We start from the raw sequence: 17,825 nt of genomic DNA, 5'->3' as shown, positions 1-17,825 counted from the left end.
GCCAGTACGAGAACACCATGACCGACCACTATGACGATACGGACGACCAGGCCGAGCGGACCCTCTCGAACCGCCAAGTGTTGGGCTTCATCGGCGCCTTCTGGCTGCGGCGGCCGGTCCTGTTCTGGACCTCGGTGACGCTCACCCTGGTGGCCATCGGCTTCGACCTCGCCCTGCCCTGGGCGGCGGGCCGGCTGATGGACATCGTGGCCGCAGGTCCTGATCAGGCCGACCTCGCCTGGCGGGCCTGGGCGATCTTCATCGGCGTCTTCCTGGCCTTCACCGTGGTGCGCAACATCGCCTTCCGGTTCTGGAATCCGATGGCCGCAGCCAACATGAAGGACATGACCGACGAGGGCTTCCAGCGGGTCCAGTCCTATTCCTCGGACTGGCACGCCAACACCTTCGCCGGCTCCACCGTGCGGCGGCTCAGTCGGGGTATGTGGGGCTATGACATGGTCTCCGACGCCGTCATCCTGTGGCTGGGACCGGCCCTGATCGTGCTGATCGGCCTGTCGGTGATGATGATCGCCCGCTGGCCCCTGGTGGGGATCTTCTCCCTGGCCGTCGTGATCCTCTACCTGGTCTCCAACCTCTGGCTGACCACGGTCTATGTGCGGCCGGCCAACCTGAGGTCGGTGGCCCTGGACTCGCGGATCGGCGGCGCCCTGTCGGACTCCATCGGCTCCAACCCGACGGTGAAGGCCTTTGGGGCCGAGACCCGCGAAGAGGCTCGGATCGGCGGCGTCACGGCCCTGTGGCGGCGGCTGACCCTGATCACCTGGACGCGATTCATGAACGTCTGGCTGTGGCACAACCTGTTGCTGGTCGGCCTCCAGGCGGGCCTGACGGGCCTGCTGCTGCGGCTATGGTCGCAAGGCCAGGCCACCGCCGGCGACGTGGTCTTCGCCATCACCGCCTTCATGCTGATGAGCGGCTATCTGCGCAATCTCGGCGAGAACATCCGGATGATGCAGAAGGGCCTGGACGACGTGGAGGACGTCGCCCGCTACGCCGTCACCCCACCCGAAGTGGCCGACGCGCCCGATGCGGCCACCTTCCGCGGCGAGCGCGGCGAGATCGCCTTCGACCGGGTGACCTTCGGCTACAAGGCCGCGGCCTCGCCCCTCTATGAGAACTTCACCCTCATCGTGGCGCCGGGGGAAAAGGTCGCCCTGGTCGGCGCGACGGGGGCGGGGAAGTCCACCTTCGTGAAGCTGCTGCAGCGGCTCTACGACGTACAGTCTGGCCGCATCCTGATCGACGGCCAGGATATCTCCAAGGTCAGCCAGGCTTCCCTGCGCCGCGCCATCGCCCTGGTGCCTCAGGACCCCGCCCTGTTCCACCGCACCATTGCGGAGAACATCGCCTATGCGCGGCCCGACGCCCGCCCGGAAGAGGTGGCCCTGGCGGCCCGTCGCGCCCGGGCGCACGACTTCATCATGCGCCTTCCCAAGGGGTACGAGACCCTGGTGGGCGAGCGCGGGGTGAAGCTGTCGGGCGGCGAGCGCCAGCGCGTGGCCCTGGCGCGGGCCTTCCTCGCCGATGCGCCGATCCTGGTCCTGGACGAGGCCACCTCGTCCCTGGACGTGCAGACCGAGCGGGACGTGCAGGGCGCCATGGAGGAGCTGATGGCGGGGCGTACGACCATCGTCATCGCCCACCGCCTGTCCACCATCCGCGGGGCCGACCGCATCCTGGTCTTCGAAGGCGGCCGGGTGGTGGAGGAAGGCCGGCACGCCGAACTGGTGGCCAAGGGCGGCGCCTATGCCCGCCTGCACGCCGTGACGGAGGGCGTCGGCTAGGTTGAGCGTGACGCGGAGGGCCGAATAGGCCACGGTCAAGTTGGGTGGGGCTCAGTAGGATCGGGGCTCCCTTGAACTATGCCGACAATGTCGTGCGCTGGCTGCGAGAACGGCTCGATCGGGGCCCATCTCTGGCCGAGCCGCGCGAACTGGCGCTGGCCCTCCGCGTCCTGGCCCTCTGGCGCGCCTCTGTGATCGTGGACGCGTTTGTGGCCCACCACGGACGCCGTGTGCTCCAGGGTCCCTTCGTCGGCATGGCCTATGGGGCCGGCGCCACCGAGGGCGCCCTGGCGCCCCGGCTACTCGGGACCTACGAGGCCGAACTCCACCCGTACCTTGTGGCCCTGGCGGCCGAAGGCTTGGACTGTGTGATCGATGTGGGGTGCGCCGAGGGCTACTACGCCGTCGGCATGGCCCTGCTGGCGCCGGACGCCGAGATCCTCGCCTTCGACACCGAGCCCAAGGCGCGCGCCGCGTGCGCCCAGATGGCGGCGCTGAACGGCGTCGGCGACCGCGTGACCGTCGGCGAGACTTTGCGGCCGGAGGATTTCGAAGCCCTCGCCGGCCCGCGTCGCCTGGTGCTGATGGATGTCGAGGGCGCCGAGGACGACCTGCTGCGCCCCGACCTCAGCCCGTCCCTGGCCCACACGCACATCATCGTCGAGGCCCATGAGGTCTATCGGCCGGGCGTCGTCGCTCGTCTGACCGAGCGTTTTGCGCCGACCCATCATGTCACGCAGCTGGCCCTTGGCGGACGGACCCTGCCGCTGCCGGACTGGCTCATGGCCTCCAACCACCTCGACCAGCTGATCGCCGTCTGGGAGTGGCGGCTCGGCCCGACGCCGTGGCTGGTGATGCGACCGAAGTCGCTCAACGCCTGAGGGCGGCCTCCAGGGCTGGCGCAAGGTCGCCGCGGGCCTCCACCATCACGTCGGTCAGGCCCAGCCAGCCTGCCATGAGGCGCAGCTCCGTGGTCAGTCTCTCGGGCGTCTCCGCCGTAGCGTCCGGTTCGGCGTGGGCCGCCATCACGCGGAGCAGGCCGGCCTTGCGGTCGGCCTTCAGGTCCACCCGGGCGGTGATCGCCTCGTCCTCCAGGAAGGGCAGGACGTAGTAGCCGTGGGTGCGCTTTTCCGCCGGGGTGTAGATCTCAAGCCGCACGCGCACGCCGAACAGGCGCTCTGTCCGCTCCCGGAACCAGATCAGGTTGTCGAAGGGCGACAGCAGGGCTGCGCCGGTGATCCGCCGGGGCCGACGGGCGGCCGGGTCGAGATAGGCGGTCTGGTCCCAGCCGCGCACGGTCACAGGGACGAGGTCGCCGGCCTCCACGAGCTCGGCGATCCGCGCCCGGGTCTCGGCCGGCCCCATGCGGAAATAGTCCCGCAGGTCCCGTTCGGTGGCCACCCCCTGCGCCTGGGCGGCGATCTTCAGCAGGCCCCGTTGGGCCTCTTCGCGGGTGGGTGAAGGCGCCTCATGGATATCGGCCGGCAGGACCTCATGGGGCAGGCCATAGACCCGCTCGAAGGTCGCCCGCCGCGTGGCTGTGGTGAGGCGCCCGGTCCAGAACAGGCATTCAGCCGCCCGCTTGGCCTCGCTCCAACCCCACCAGCCGCCGGCGCCCTTGACCCCCAGCTCGAGCTCCGAGGCCGACAGCGGGCCGCGGTCAGCCACCGCCGTCAGGGCGCGCTCCATCAGGGCCGGGTGGTCCCTCAGGAATCTGGCGACCCCCTTCCACACGCCGACCCCTTCCCGGGCGTCCTCCATGCGCCAGCGCAGCAGAGGCTGGGTTGTCAGGGGCAGGAGGGAGGCCTCGTGCGCCCAGTATTCGAAGAACTGCGGCCGCTTGCCCCAGGCCAGCCCTTCCAGAGCCTCCCGCGGATAAGCCCCGAGCCGAGAAAAGAAGGGCAGGTAGTGGGTGCGGGAGACCACATTGACCGAGTCGATCTGAACCACGCCCAGCCGGGCCATGGCGTCGACCAGATGGCGGCGTCCAGGGGCTATTGGTCGAGCGCGCCCAAAGCCTTGCGCCCCCAGGGCGATGCGGCGGGCCTGGGCGGCGCTGAGGTGTTCAGGAGACGGAGGGGCAGGGGGCAAGCTGGCCGGCCAGGTCAGCGCTCGGGCCAGTCGGCCCAGGCGTCAGCCCCCGGCGGCGGCAGCGCGACCTCCATCTCGCAGACCAGGCCCGAGGGCGGGAAGTCCATCCGCACCTCACCGACAAACTCGGCGGCCAGGCCGCGTTGGATCAGCCTTGAGCCGAAGCCCTTTCGCGTGGGCGGAATGACCGGCGGGCCACCGCGCTCGCGCCAACTCAGCTGAAGCTTAGGTGGGTCAGCCGCCTCTTCCAGCCGCCAGCCCAGCTGGATTTCGCCGGACTCGTTGCTCAGCGCGCCATACTTGGCGGCGTTGGTGGCCAGTTCGTGGAAGGCCAGGGCCATGGCGATGGCGGCGCGGGGCGGCAGGATCACCCCCGGCCCCTCGATCCGGAACCGTTCGACGCCATAGGGTTCTGCGGCCTGCGCGGCGATCTCCTCCAGGCGGGCGCCGGCCCACCGGGCGTCGGTCAGCACGTCGTGGGCCTTGGCCAGGGCCAGCAGACGCGAGGTCAGAGCCTCACGCACCTCGACAGGCACCTCGCGGCCACGCAGGGTCTGGGCGGAAATGGCCTGCACCGTCGCCAGGGAGTTCTTCACCCTGTGGTTCAGCTCATGCACCATCAGCCGCAGGTGCTCTTCGGCCAGCTTGCGCTCGGTGATATCGCGGAAGAAGACGGCCAGTCCCTCATCGACAGGATTGCCGCGGACATCGAGCCAGGTCGCCCGCCCGTCGGGGAAGACGTAGCGATTCTCGATGGCGAAGGCCGTGCGTTCGCTCATGGCCTGGCGGTAGATCCGCCCCAGCGTCATCTCGTAGGTGTCTGGCCACACCTCCCAGTGATTTTGGCCAATGAACGCTTCCCGCGGGCGACCGTCCACCCGGACGCCCTCGGCGTTGATCTCCAGGATGGTGAAGTCGTGGGCCAGCAGCATGAAGCCGTCGGTCATGCCCTCCAGCACGCTGCGGGCGCGGTCGCGCTCAGCCTTGAGGGCGGTTTCGGCGCGGACCTGTTCGGTGGTCTCCACGACGACGGCGATGACGCCAGCCGGCGCCCCGGCCTCGTCGAAGACCGGCGAATAGTCGAGGTTCATCACCACGTTCTCGGCCCGGCCGTGGCGGTATAGCACCAGTTCCTGGTTGCTGTAGGACAGCGACCCGCCCGCCAGGCCCACCTCCATGACGTGGGCGTTGAAGTCGGCGACCTCGGGCCAGCCCTCCAGGACATTGCTGCCCAGAAGCTCGGGATGGCGGGCGCCGGCGAACACCGAATAGGCGTCGTTGTAGAGCATGACGCCCTGTGGCCCCCAGAGCATGACGATTGGGGTGGGGGAGTGCAGGACGATGCTGAGCGCCGTCAGCAGGCTCTGCGGCCAATCTTCGATCGGACCTATGGGGCTTTTCGACCAGTCCCGCTGCGCGATCAGAGCGCCGGTTTCGCCGCCGGCCTGCAGAAAGGCGACGCGATCGCTCCCGTGACCCGTGGGTTTGCTCTCACCGGATTGGGACACGAACGCGAGGGCTCCACGCCAAAGGTGTTGAGGCGCAATCTAGCCGTCCCGAGAGCGCGCAGGCCAACAAAAAACTGTCAGTCGCAAAGCCGACCATCGGTGAGCGCCGAGATCTCGAAACGGAAGAGCACATCGGGATCGGGCGCTTCCACGCTCTTGGCGATGTCGGCCGGCGCGAGCGTGTTCACCAGATGGCGGATGACGTTGAGTCGAGCGGTCTTCTTGTGATCGGCCTTCACGCAGACCCAGGGCGCCAGCACCGTGTCGGTGCGCCGCAGCATCTCGTCACGGGCTGCGGAGTAGTCGTCCCAGCGCGGCTGGGCGAAGGCGTCCAGCGGGCTCGACTTCAGCACCTTCAGCGGATCGTCCTTGCGTTCGGCCAGACGCTCGGCCTGTTCGGGCTTGGTGACGTCCATCCAGATCTTCACCAGGCGGATGCCCGATCCGACCAGCATCTCTTCGAACAGGGGAACCTCCCGTAGGAAGTCCTCCTGGTCGGCCGGGGTGGAAAAGCCCATGACCCGCTCGACGCCGGCGCGATTGTACCAGGAGCGGTTGAAGATCACGAACTGGCCGCCGGCCGGCAGATGGCTGACGAACCGCTGGAAATACCATTGGCTGAGCTCCACGTCGGACGGCTTTGGCAGGGCGACCACCCGGGTGGCGCGGACCGACATGTGTTCGGTGATCCGCTGGATTGTTCCGTCCTTGCCCGCGGCGTCGCGGCCCTCGAGGATGACCAGCACCTTTTCGCCGTTGGCCATGGCCTGCTGCTGCATCTTCACCAGGGCGAGTTGCAGGCGCGGCAGGGCCTCGTCATAGGACTCGTCGGATTTGGCGGTCTTGTCGGACTTGCTCATGGGCGAACCCTACGCTGGCCGCCGGGGGTCACGCCATGATCTATGCGGCCGGGGGCGTCCCCCGCTAGAAGGCGCTTCATGATCCGTCTGTTCGTCACCCACGATCTTGCGCCGGGCGCCAGGCTTGGCCTCAATCCCGACCAGAGCCGCTATGTGGTCGCCGTCATGCGCCGGGCCGCGGGCGATCCCCTGCTGGTGTTCAATGGCCGCCAGGGGGAATGGCGCGCGGTGGTCATCGAGAGCGGCAAACGTGGCGCGATCCTGGAGGTGCAGGACCAGACCCGGGGGCAGACCCTTGGTCCCGACCTCGATCTCATCGTCGCCACGGTGAAGCGGGCGCGGCTGGAGACGATCATTGAAAAGGCCTGCGAACTCGGCGTGCGGCGGGTGCGCCTGGTGGTGACCGAGCGGACCAATCCCGATCACATCCGCCTGCCGCGGCTCAACGCCATCGCCGTCGAGGCCGCCGAACAGACCGGCCGAATCGACCTGCCGGAGATCGAAGCGCCGGCGCGACTGGCCGACCTGTTGGATGCCTGGGAGCCTTCACGACGGCTGCTGTTCTGCGATGAAGCTGGCGACGCGCCCCCGGCGCTGCAGGCCCTGAAGGACCAGCCCGCAGGTCCCTGGGCCGTCCTGATCGGCCCCGAAGGCGGTTTTTCACCGACCGAACGCGCCCGGCTGCGGGGGCTCGACCAGGCGATCGCCGCCACGCTTGGCCCAAGAATCCTGCGGGCCGACACCGCCGCCATCAGCGCGCTGACCCTGTGGCAAAGCGTCTGTGGCGACTGGGGTGATTGCGTCACGCCGCGATAGGGGCCATTGCGCTTCGCCGTCGTTGCGCCCACTTCAGCGAACGGCGTAAAGATCGCCGCCGCTATCGGGCCTTGGCCGTGGCGAGAATATTGTCGGGCTGGGGAGAGAGACATGGCCGACGTCATTTGCGACCAGCGTCCTTTGGTGTTCGAAGACCTGGTGGCCTGGTTCGCCGACGGCTCCAAAGCCAAGGCCGATTGGCGCATCGGCGCCGAGCACGAGAAGTTTCCCTTCTATCTCGCAGACCATTCGCCGGTCCCCTACGAGGGGCCTAACGGCATCCATGCCCTGCTGACCGGCCTGATGCGGTTTGGCTGGCAAGGCGTGTTCGAGGGCGAGACCCTGATCGGCCTTGAGCGCAACGGCGCCAATGTCAGCCTGGAGCCCGGCGGCCAGTTCGAACTTTCGGGCGCGCCGCTCGGCGACCTGCACGAGATCTGCGACGAGACCGGCGGCCACCTCTCCGAGGTCAAGACGGTCGCCGACGAACTTGGCCTGGGGTTCCTGGGCCTTGGCTTCACGCCCACCTGGACGCGGGACCAGATCCCGGTGATGCCCAAGGGCCGCTACAAGATCATGCGGAACTACATGCCGAAGGTCGGCGGCATGGGCCTGGACATGATGTTCCGCACCTGCACCGTGCAGGTGAACCTGGACTTCGGGTCCGAGGCCGACATGGTCAAGAAGTTCCGGACCAGCCTGGCCCTGCAGCCGATCGCCACGGCCCTGTTCGCCAATTCTCCCTTCACCGAGGGCAAGCCCAACGGCTTCCTGTCGGCCCGGGCCAATGTCTGGACCGATGTGGATCCCGACCGCACCGGCATGCTGGACTTCGTGTTCAGGGATGGCTTCGGTTTCGAGACCTACGCCAACTATGCGCTCGACGTGCCGATGTACTTCGTGAAGCGCGAGGGCCGTTACATCGACGTGGCCGGGCGCTCGTTCCGCGAGTTCATGGAGGGCCGGCTGCCCGAGTTGCCCGGAGAGCGGCCGACCATCAAGGACTGGGCCGACCACGTCACCACCATCTTCCCCGAGGTGCGGCTCAAATATTACCTGGAGATGCGCGGCGCCGACGCTGGCCCCTGGAGCCGCCTATGTGCTCTGCCGGCCCTGTGGACAGGCCTGCTCTACGACCAGCCCGCCCTCGATGCGGCCTGGGACCTCTGCAAGGGGTGGTCTGTCGAGCATCACGAAGACCTGCGCAGCCAGGTGGCCAGGGTAGGGCTGAAGGCGCAGATCGACGGCCGGACCGTGCAGGACGTGGCCAAGGACGTCCTCGCCATCGCCCGCCAGGGGCTCAAGGCCCGCAACCGCCTGAGCGGCGGGCTGGTCGATGAGACCGGCTACCTGGCGGACCTGGACGAGATCGCCGCGAGCGGCAAGACCCCGGCCGAGCGGATGCTCGACCTCTATCGCGGCGCCTGGCAGGGCGACCTCTCCAAGGCCTACGAGACCCTGGCCTTCTGAGGCGAGGGGGTCAGTCCTTGGGCGTCTCGACATTCGGCGCCCAGTGGTCCTTCTGGCTCTGGCCGCCGCCGGAGTCGGTGTGCTGGACGACGGCGTCCACGTCGCGGTGATGATCGTTGGGCGCGACGTCGTCGCCCACCGCATAGATCTTCATCCGGTCGGCATAGAAGGCCACGCGACCATCGATGCGCGTGGCGCCGGGCAGGGGGTCCTCGTAGGTCCAGGCGACGTTCTCCAGAACCTCGCCGACGACCGTCACCGTGTAATAGGCCGCGTCTCCCTTGAACGGACAGTGCGTCGAGCGGTCGGTCCGCGCGAAATAGCCCATCTCGATATCGTCCTTGGGGAAGTAGGCCACAGGCGCCAGCCGGCCCTCGTGCAGGATCAGCACATCGTCACTGTCGGCGATGATGTGGTCTTCGAACGCCACCCGCATGCGCCCGGCGGCGGGGACGATTTCGATGGCGTGGTTGGATCCGGCGTCGCTCATGGGGTCTTCTCCTTCGAACTCAGGGGGAACGCCTGATGCGGCTGGTTGGCTCCCCATCGCGCCGATCGGCGGTGACGTTGGACGAGCCTTGCTTGTCTTGGCGCAGTCTGCGTGATCTTCTCCCCGCTTTCCGGGGCCACCCGGGTCGAATGAACCTCGGCGCAGGCCTGCGGGGCCGGCTCAACGCAGATCAGGCGGAAGTCGATTCATGAACATCGTCATCGTGCTCGGCGTGCTCATCACGCTGCTCACCGGACTGCCGGTGCTGCTCCAGCTGATGCGCAACCATCCGCGGGGTCTCATCGTCCTGTTCTTCGCCGAGATGTGGGAGCGGTTCTCCTACTACGGCATGCGGGCGATCCTGATCTTCTACCTGACCCAGCACCTGCTGTTCGACGACGACGTCGCCAACGCCCAATACGGCTCCTACACCTCGCTGGTCTATCTGCTGCCCCTGATCGGGGGCATCCTGGCCGACCGCTATCTGGGCACCCGCAAGGCCGTGGCCTTCGGCGCCCTGCTGCTGGTGGCCGGCCACCTGGCCATGGCGGTCGAGGGCGAACCCACCCGCGAGGTTCTGACCTATGCCGGCCAGACCTATGAGGTCGCCGCAGAGGGCCGGATGGATGGCCGCCAGGTCCGGCTGGTGGTGGAGGGCGAGCCCTACGCCTTCGGCCCCGCCCCAGGCGGCGGGCTACAGATCATCGACCTGCCCGCCACCGCGCCCCTGCCGCAGGTCCTGCCGGCGGGCAGCTACCAGATGGCTCAGACGGCCGACCCCGTGGGGGTCAACATCTTCTATCTCGCCGTCTCGCTGATCATCCTGGGGGTGGGCTTCCTCAAGCCGAACATCTCGACCATCGTCGGGCAGCTCTATCCGCAGGGGGACCCCCGGCGGGATTCCGGCTTCACCCTCTATTACTACGGGATCAATCTCGGCGCCTTCTGGGCCTCGGTGCTCTGCGGTCTGCTCGGCCAGCATTTCGGCTGGGGCTATGGCTTCGGTCTGGCGGGCATCGGCATGGCCCTGGGCTGGGTCGTCTTCGTCCTCGGCAAGCCGCTGCTGGAGGGCCATGGGGAGCCGCCGGAGCCCGAGAAGCTCAAGGCCCCGATCCTTGGGCCCCTGAACCGCGAATGGCTGATCTACCTGGCCACCATCCCTTGCATCGGCGTCGTCTGGTGGCTGGTGCAGCGCAACGCGGTGGTGGGATGGGTGCTCAGCCTGGCGATCATCGCCTCGCTGGTCATCATCGCCTATGTGATCCTGCGGGTCTGCCAGACCAAGATCGAACGCCAGCGGATGATGCTGGCCACCGTGCTGATCTTCGGCGCCGTGGTGTTCTGGACCCTGTTCGAACAGGCCGGCACCTCGCTGAACCTGTTTGCGGCGCGCAATGTGGATCTCGCCATCACCAACCAGGCGACGACCTTCCTGGGCATGCCGATGGGCACCCCCGAACAACTGGCGGCTGCTGGCGTCGACACTGGCAGCTGGTGGGGCTGGATCAACTCCGGCATCGCCGCAGCCCAGGTGCAGTCGTTCAACGCCGGCTTCATCCTGATCTTCGCGCCGATCTTCGCCGCCCTCTGGGCCTTCCTCGGCCGGCGCGGCATGGATCCCGATCCGACCATGAAGTTCGGTCTTGGCCTGCTGCAGGCCGGCCTTGGCTTCATGGTGGTGGTGTGGAGCGCAGGTCTCGCCGACGCCAGCTTCCGCGTGCCCCTGATGGTGCTGGGCCTGCTCTATCTGCTGCACACCACCGGCGAGCTCTTCCTGTCTCCCGTGGGCCTATCGGAGATCACCAAGCTCTCGCTGGCGTCGGTGGTGTCGTTCATGATGGCGGTCTGGTTCCTGTCGAGCGCCATCGCCCAGTATGTGGGCGGCTGGATCGCCGGCCTGGCCGGCACCGAAACGGTCGGCGGCCAGGTGCTGGATCCGGCCGCAGCGCTGCAAAGCTCGGTCGAGGTGTTCCGAATGCTCGGCTACTGGGGCCTGGGCGCGGGCGTCGTGTTCATCGTGCTCAGCTTCTTCATCAAGGGTTGGGCGCATGGGGTCAGCGCCGGCGGCGGTCTCTCGCCCGAGCCGATCGCGCCGACCCTGGACGGCGAACGGCAGGCGGTGAACCCGCAGACCCTGCGCGACGACCGCAACGCCTAATGTGGTGAAGCGGCGGCCCGCTCAGGCCGCCGCCGCGCCCTCAGCCGCCCAGCGTCTTGCTGATGCGGACCCGGTACATGCGGCCGAAATCAATATGCCGGTCGTCCACATAGGCGATGTCGGCGCTGTCGCGGGGGCCGGCATAGACCGTGCGCGTACGGCGCAGGCCCCGCTCGGTGACATTGGGAATTTCGAACCGCAGGACGATGTCGGCCCGCGGCTTCCACTCCACATAGGGCACGACGAACGGACGCAGCTTGGTCGTCGAAACCTCGTCATAGCGGTAGTAGGTCTCGCGCCAGCCGCCGAACACATCGATCCCCCAGGTGGAGGACATGGACGGCAGGTCCTGGGTGAAGTGGGCCTCCCACTCCACCGGCCGCAGACCCGAGATTTCCCGGGACTCCCCGGTGGTGGGATCCTCGACCTCGGAGTTGCGCCAGGTTCCTTCGCCCCGCAGCTGGGCGCCCTTCAGACCGAGCCGGTCGAAGGGCAGGGTCAGGGTCAGGGCCAGCTCCTCGCGCACGCCTGAGCCGATATTGGCCGGGGCGTCATAGATCTTGCCGCCGTCCAGGCGCACCGGCGCCCGGTCGGCCACGTCGATGATCTCGGCGCGGCGCAGGGTGACCACCAGAGCGCCCCCGGTCCAGAATCGCCGCTCCACCGCAGCCTCGACGATCCATTCCTGGGCGGGATCGAGATCGGGATTGCCGGCCAGGAGCACCCCGGTATTGAGCGAGGACGAGGCGACGAAGTCGTCGAAGTCCAGCTGGCCCACCGTCCGCTCGACCCGGAACCGCAGTTGGGTGTGTTCGTCCTGCGCCCAGGTCAGGCTGAGCTGCGGCTTGGCGAACTGCAGGGATTTTTCCAGCTCGACGTCGCCTTCGGACGAGATGTCCGAGGCCTCGAACCGCAGCCCGCCATCCAGGGTCAACCGCGGGCTGGCCCGCCAGGCCAGCTTGGCGAAGGCCTCGCCGCGGCGCTCCTCCACCTCCACATTGGCTGCCGGCAAGGCCACGGGGACGCCGTTTTCGGCGAAGGCCGTGGCGCTTTCCAGGGTGTTGATCGCCCCTTCGGCGCCGATCTCCCAGGACAGGGCTTCGGTCTGGCGCCAGCGCAGGACGCCGCGGCCGATGGTCTCGGTGGTCTGGCTCTCCAGGTCGAAGCGGCCGCGATAGGTGGGATCGTCGAACTGCGACTCGATGGTCTCATCGGCGGTCTGGCGCAGGCCGATCACCTCAAGACTGGTGCGCGGTCCCAGGGGCCGTGTGAAGCTCGCCCCCAGCTCGGTCTCGGTCAGGTCGAAAACCTCGCGGCTGACTTCCCGCGTGACCGGCCCGAGATTGAGCTCGTCATAGGTGAAGTGATCGACAAACAGCCGGCCATTGGCTCGAAACTGGCCGCCGCCCAGGGGCCGTTCCACCGCGCCGGTCAGCGCGCCGTTCGTGCCCGTGCCCTCGCTGTCGACGAAGCTGGCGATCAGGGGCAGGCCGGTCCCGTCGGTGCGGATCCGGGGACCGTCGCCGGCGCCATCGTCGGGACCCTGGCCGCCGACAAAGCCCGCCTCCCAGGCGGTCTGGCCCATGCGGCCCGATCCTTCGATCCGCAGGCCAAGGAGATTGCGCCCGTCATAGACATGGCGCCCGGCCAGGGCGACCAGGCCCTGGACGGCGCTGGTCTCTGTGCGGATCAGGTTGGCCAGCACCGACTTGCCCTGCATGTCGATGCCTGGCGCTCCGCCGCGGATCAGGTCGATACGGGCGACCTGCGAGGCGGGAATGCGGCGGAGAATCTCTTCGAGATCGTCGGACTTTGACGCCGGCCGCCGGCCGTCGATCAGCACATTGCCCGCTGCGCCTTCGAAGCCGCGCACATTGTCGCCGCCGTCGAGAACGAAGCCCGGCAGCCGCTCGATCATCTCCAGCGCCGTGGTCGGTCTGGCGGCGGCGAAGAAGGCTGGAGGATAGCTGATCGCGCCGGGGCCCTCCGCGGCGGCAAGGGCGGCCTCGGCCAGGGGCTCTGGCGTCTGGGCCAGGGCCTGGCCCGGCAAGGCCAGCGGACAGGCCGCGGCGAACGCGGCGAGGGCGCGGGTGATCATCTGGGTCTCTCCTCCGGAGGCCAGATGACTCAGCCGTGACAGTCAGGACCAGTTAAATCCCTGACAGGTTCGCCAATCGCCGTTCTGGGACCTTAGAGGCTGGTGCCGCCCACGGTCAGGCCGGTGATCTTCAGGGAGGGCTGACCGACGCCCACCGGCACGCTCTGGCCCGACTTGCCACAGACGCCGACGCCGGGATCGAAGCCGAAGTCGTCGCCGATCATGGTCACCCGGGTGAGCGCCGAGGGGCCGTCCCCGATCAGGGTCGCGCCCTTGACCGGCGAGGTGATCCTGCCGTCCTCGATCAGATAGGCCTCGGTGCACTGGAAGACGAACTTGCCATTGGTGATGTCCACCTGGCCGCCGCCGAAGTTGGCGCAATAGAGACCGCGCTTCGTCGAGGCGATCATCTCCTCGCGGGGGATCGAGCCGCCCTCCATGGCGGTGTTGGTCATCCGCGGCATGGGCAGGTGGGCGTAGGACTGGCGGCGGCCATTGCCGGTGGCGGCGTGGCCCATCAGCCGGGCGCTCATGCGGTCGTGCATGTAGCCCACGAGGATGCCGTCCTCGATCAGCACGGTGCGCTCGGTCGGCGTGCCTTCGTCGTCCACCGTCAGCGAGCCCCGCCGGCCGGCCAGGGCGCCGTCGTCGAACACAGTGACGCCGGGGGCGGCCACCCGCTGGCCGATCTTGCCCGAGAAGGCCGAGGTGCCCTTGCGGTTGAAGTCGCCCTCCAGCCCGTGGCCGACGGCCTCGTGCAGCAGCACGCCGTTCCAGCCGGGGCCCAGCACCACGTCCATTTCACCGGCCGGGCAGGCGACAGCCTCCAGATTGACCAGGGCCTGGCGCAACGCCTCCTCGCCCTGCTCATGCCAGGCTTCGGGGCTGATCCAGCCTTCGAAGCCGGCGCGGCCGCCGGCGCCGGAAAAGCCCACCTCGCGTCGGCCGTCCTTCTCGACGGTGACCTGGATATTGATGCGCGACAGGGGGCGGACGTCGCGGATCAGCCGGCCGTCAGCCCGCAGGATCTCGACGATCCGCCGCTCGCCGCTGAGGCTGGCCATGACCTGCACCACGCGCGGGTCACGGGCCCGGGCCCAGGCGTCGATCTCCTGAAGAAGAGCGACCTTGGCGGCGAAATCGGGCGAGGCCAGGGGATCGTCTTCCCCATAGAGGCGGCTATTGGTCGAGCGCGGGCCTTCGGCGGCCACGCCCTGATAACCCCGCTTGGCGAGTGCCGCCGATTGACCGGCCCGACGCAGGGCCGCCTCGGAAATTTCGGAGGAGTGGGCGTAGCCCGCGGTCTCGCCGGCCACGACGCGCAGGCCGAAGCCTTCGGTCGAATCGTAGGCCGCCGATTTCAGCCGCCCATCGTCGAAAAGGAACGATTCGCTCTCCGACCGCTCGGCGAAGATCTCGCCGTCATCGGCGCCGGCCAGAGCCTCGCCCAGGATTTCGCGGGCGCGCTCGGGGGCGACGCCGCAGGAGTCCAGGATGGATGGCGCGGGGGTGTGGGCGTTCATGGGCGACCTCGAAAACGAGCAGATCCCAAGACATAGGGACTCCAAGGCTCCGCGTCACGGTCAGGCGCCCGCGCGATGCAAACTTGGGCGGGGCGGGATGCGTCATATGGCCTCGCTCACGTTCGCCCTGGACGAGCACCGAGGACCGCGTTGCGCCTTGGCAAGCCTGGGGAGAGCGCGTATGCACGCCCGCTGAGGGCCTAGTGGCGAACGTCTTTCGCCGCAGAAGCCTCGTTTCAGTCGGGGGGCGGCGACCACGCATTCGGCGGGAGGTCGGCCCGGCCAAAGAGACCGAGGGGACATGAAGTCGAGCTTGCAGGGGATGCGGACGTGGGCGGCAGGCGCCGTCGCGGTCGCCATGACGGCGTTCTGGGGTGTCCAGGCGCTGGCCCAGGACCTGATGGGTCAGCCTACGCCTAAGGGGATTGCGCTACAGCCGGCCGCCGCGCCGCTGAAGCATGACGCGATCTTCTTCCATGACGTCATTCTGATGCCGATCATCACGATCATCACCCTGTTCGTGGCAGGCCTGCTGGTCTGGGTGATCGTGCGTTACAACGCCCGCTCCAATCCGGTGCCGGCCAAGTTCAGCCACAACACCACCATCGAGGTCATCTGGACCCTGGTGCCGGTGCTGATCCTGGTCTTCATCGCCATTTTCTCGTTCCGGCTGCTCTTCAATTATAACGACATGCCTCGCCCGGACCTGACGGTGAAGGCCGTCGGCTACCAGTGGTACTGGGGCTACGAGTATCCCGACCACGAGGTCGGCGAATTCATCTCCAACATGCTGCCCCGGGATGAGGCCGAAGCCGCTGGCGTGCCCTATCTGCTGGCCGCCAATCAGCCGATGGTGGTTCCGGTGGGCAAGACGGTGCGGGTGCTGGTCACCGCCGCCGACGTCATCCACTCCTTCGCCCTCCCGGCCTTTGGTCTGAAGACCGACGCCATCCCCGGCCGCGTGAACGAGACCTGGTTCACCGCCGAGAAGGAAGGCGTCTATTACGGCCAGTGCTCGGAGCTGTGCGGCGTGGACCACGCCTTCATGCCCATCGAGATCCGGGTCGTGAGCCAGGCCGAGTTCGACGCCTGGGTCGCCAGCAAGGGCGGCAACCCCGCAGGCCTGGCCGCCACCACCGAGGCCGAGGCCACTGCGCCCACCATCGACGAGGCCGGCGTCGACGCCGCGGCTGTCGAAGGTGAATCCGATGAGGCGGCCGTTGCGCCGCAAGAGACCGCTGCGCCTGCTGCCGCAGCGGCCGCGAACTGACCCAGGGGTAGAGTAAGATGGCTCACGCCGCCGCACACGGTCACGACGACCACGACCACAAGCCGGGCTTTTTCACCCGCTGGTTCCTGTCCACCAACCATAAGGACATCGGCACCCTGTACCTGCTGTTCGCCATCATGGCGGGCATCGTGGGCGGCGCCCTTTCCGGCCTGATCCGCTGGGAACTGGCCGAGCCGGGCGTGCAAATCTTTGTTCAGGGCTCCTGGCTCGACCAGCTCGGCTGGATCGACGCCAACCACCACGGCTACAACGTGGTCGTCACGGCCCACGCCCTGGTCATGATCTTCTTCATGGTCATGCCGGCCATGATCGGCGGGTTCGGCAACTGGTTCGTTCCGATCATGATCGGCGCGCCGGACATGGCCTTCCCGCGGATGAACAACATCTCGTTCTGGCTGCTGGTGGCCGCCTGGGTGCTGCTGCTGTTGTCCATGTTCGTCGATGGCGGCCCGGGCCGCGGCTTCGGCGGCGGCTGGACCATCTATCCGCCGCTCTCGACGCTCGGCCACACTGGCCCGTCCATGGACCTGGCCATCCTGTCGCTGCACGTGGCGGGCGCCAGCTCGATCCTGGGCGCGATCAACTTCATCACCACCATCTTCAACATGCGCGCGCCGGGCATGACCCTGCATCGGATGCCGCTGTTCGCCTGGTCGGTGCTGATCACCGCCTTCCTGCTGCTGCTGTCCCTGCCGGTTCTGGCGGGCGCCATCACCATGCTGCTGACCGACCGTAACTTCGGCACCAGCTTCTTCAACGCCGCCGGCGGCGGCGACCCGGTGATGTTCCAGCACCTGTTCTGGTTCTTCGGTCACCCCGAGGTGTACATCCTGATCCTGCCGGGCTTCGGCATCATCAGCCACATCGTGTCGACCTTCTCGCGCAAGCCGGTCTTTGGTTATCTCGCCATGGCCTACGCCATGGTGGCCATCGGCTTCGTCGGCTTCGTCGTGTGGGCCCACCACATGTACACCGTCGGCATGAACATCAATCTGCGCGCCTACTTCGTGGCCGCGACGATGGTCATCGCGGTGCCGCCGGGCCTCAAGATCTGCTCCTGGATCGCGACGATGTGGGGAGGCTCGCTCGAGTTCCGCACCCCGATGCTCTGGGCGATCGGCTTCATCTTCCTGTTCACCGTGGGCGGCGTCACCGGCGTGGTCCTGGCCAATGCCGGCATCGACTACAGCCTGCACGACACCTATTACGTCGTGGCCCACTTCCACTACGTGCTCAGCCTGGGCGCGGTGTTCGCCATCTTCGCGGGCTTCTACTACTGGTTCGAGAAAATCTTCGGCGTGAAGTACCGCGAGTGGGCCGGCGTGCTGCACTTCTGGATCACGTTCGTGGGCGTGAACCTGATCTTCTTCCCGCAGCACTTCCTGGGCCTGCAGGGCATGCCCCGCCGCTATGTGGATTATCCGGAGGCCTACACCTACTGGAACCACATCTCGTCGGTGGGCTACGCGATCACTGCGGTCGGCGTCGTGGTCTTCCTGCTGATCCTGCTGGAAGCCGCCATCGTTCGCCGTAAGGCCGAAGCCAATCCGTGGGGCGAAGGCGCCACGACCCTGGAATGGACGCTGCCTTCGCCGCCGCCGTTCCACCAGTTCAACGAACCGCCGGTCATCAAGGGCGACAGCCACCACTGACCGGACGGCCCGGACGAGACAGGGGCGCGGATCGGTCACAGCCGAACCGCGCCCTTCTTCGTT

General features: G+C 67.8%; 13 protein-coding genes. 7 read left to right on the top strand and 6 right to left on the bottom strand.

Annotation, left to right across the window (positions count from 1 at the left end; genetic code table 11):
- The first annotated feature begins 17 nt into the window (after window positions 1–17).
- Both Q8L83_RS12660 and Q8L83_RS12655 read left to right on the top strand, forming a co-directional pair.
- Complete coding sequence (locus Q8L83_RS12660; RefSeq protein ID WP_305287462.1) at window positions 18–1,805, top strand: ABC transporter ATP-binding protein; 1,788 nt, start codon at window positions 18–20, stop codon at window positions 1,803–1,805.
- 71 nt (window positions 1,806–1,876) lie between these two features.
- Window positions 1,877–2,686 carry a hypothetical protein gene (locus Q8L83_RS12655; protein WP_305287461.1) on the top strand — a complete coding sequence of 270 codons (810 nt, stop codon included), beginning with the start codon at window positions 1,877–1,879 and terminating at the stop codon, window positions 2,684–2,686.
- On the opposite strand, the gene Q8L83_RS12650 is transcribed toward Q8L83_RS12655, so the two are convergent.
- The 3 genes from Q8L83_RS12650 to ppk2 all read right to left on the bottom strand — a co-directional run bounded on the left by Q8L83_RS12650 (window position 2,676) and on the right by ppk2 (window position 6,264).
- Window positions 2,676–3,770 (bottom strand): winged helix-turn-helix domain-containing protein, encoded by a 1,095-nt coding sequence (locus tag Q8L83_RS12650; protein ID WP_305287459.1) that lies wholly within the window; start codon window positions 3,768–3,770, stop codon window positions 2,676–2,678. The genes Q8L83_RS12655 and Q8L83_RS12650 overlap by 11 nt on opposite strands.
- 140 nt (window positions 3,771–3,910) lie before the next feature.
- A complete protein-coding gene (locus tag Q8L83_RS12645; RefSeq protein ID WP_305287457.1) occupies window positions 3,911–5,404 on the bottom strand; it encodes a sensor histidine kinase in 1,494 nt (497 codons plus the stop codon).
- A 77-nt stretch (window positions 5,405–5,481) separates the two neighbouring features.
- Window positions 5,482–6,264: a polyphosphate kinase 2 gene (gene ppk2 / locus Q8L83_RS12640; RefSeq protein WP_305287455.1), complete on the bottom strand. Its 783-nt coding sequence runs from the start codon at window positions 6,262–6,264 to the stop codon at window positions 5,482–5,484.
- Window positions 6,265–6,342: 78 nt separating this feature from the next.
- On the opposite strand from ppk2, the gene Q8L83_RS12635 reads away from it, so the two are divergent.
- Window positions 6,343–7,080, top strand: coding sequence for a 16S rRNA (uracil(1498)-N(3))-methyltransferase (locus Q8L83_RS12635; protein WP_305287453.1), 738 nt, complete (start codon window positions 6,343–6,345; stop codon window positions 7,078–7,080).
- 111 nt (window positions 7,081–7,191) lie between these two features.
- Window positions 7,192–8,550 (top strand): glutamate--cysteine ligase, encoded by a 1,359-nt coding sequence (locus Q8L83_RS12630; protein ID WP_305287451.1) that lies wholly within the window; start codon window positions 7,192–7,194, stop codon window positions 8,548–8,550.
- Window positions 8,551–8,560: 10 nt separating this feature from the next.
- Here the strand turns inward: Q8L83_RS12630 and Q8L83_RS12625 are convergent, their stop codons facing one another.
- Entirely contained in the window at window positions 8,561–9,040 is a 480-nt protein-coding gene (locus tag Q8L83_RS12625) for a DUF427 domain-containing protein (RefSeq protein WP_305287449.1), read from the bottom strand.
- Window positions 9,041–9,248: 208 nt separating this feature from the next.
- Here Q8L83_RS12625 and Q8L83_RS12620 point away from each other — a divergent pair, with 208 nt between their 5' ends.
- Window positions 9,249–11,198 carry a peptide MFS transporter gene (locus Q8L83_RS12620; protein WP_305287447.1) on the top strand — a complete coding sequence of 650 codons (1,950 nt, stop codon included), beginning with the start codon at window positions 9,249–9,251 and terminating at the stop codon, window positions 11,196–11,198.
- A 40-nt stretch (window positions 11,199–11,238) separates the two neighbouring features.
- Here Q8L83_RS12620 and Q8L83_RS12615 read toward each other — a convergent pair whose 3' ends face one another.
- Together Q8L83_RS12615 and tldD are read right to left on the bottom strand one after the other, a co-directional pair.
- Complete coding sequence (locus Q8L83_RS12615; RefSeq protein ID WP_305287445.1) at window positions 11,239–13,296, bottom strand: TonB-dependent siderophore receptor; 2,058 nt, start codon at window positions 13,294–13,296, stop codon at window positions 11,239–11,241.
- A gap of 92 nt (window positions 13,297–13,388) precedes the next feature.
- Entirely contained in the window at window positions 13,389–14,819 is a 1,431-nt protein-coding gene (gene tldD, locus Q8L83_RS12610) for a metalloprotease TldD (RefSeq protein WP_305287443.1), read from the bottom strand.
- Between the two features lie 301 nt (window positions 14,820–15,120).
- On the opposite strand from tldD, the gene coxB reads away from it, so the two are divergent.
- Both coxB and ctaD read left to right on the top strand, forming a co-directional pair.
- Complete coding sequence (gene coxB / locus Q8L83_RS12605) at window positions 15,121–16,089, top strand: cytochrome c oxidase subunit II (protein WP_305287441.1); 969 nt, start codon at window positions 15,121–15,123, stop codon at window positions 16,087–16,089.
- 17 nt (window positions 16,090–16,106) lie between these two features.
- Window positions 16,107–17,762 (top strand): cytochrome c oxidase subunit I, encoded by a 1,656-nt coding sequence (ctaD, locus tag Q8L83_RS12600; RefSeq protein WP_305287439.1) that lies wholly within the window; start codon window positions 16,107–16,109, stop codon window positions 17,760–17,762.
- The last annotated feature ends 63 nt before the right edge of the window (window positions 17,763–17,825 follow it).

It is taken from the genome of Phenylobacterium sp., assembly GCF_030680185.1.
In the GTDB taxonomy this organism is placed as follows: domain Bacteria; phylum Pseudomonadota; class Alphaproteobacteria; order Caulobacterales; family Caulobacteraceae; genus Phenylobacterium.
The sequence above is the reverse complement of the archived record's forward strand: the minus strand, read 5'-3'. Positions and strand labels throughout refer to the sequence as shown.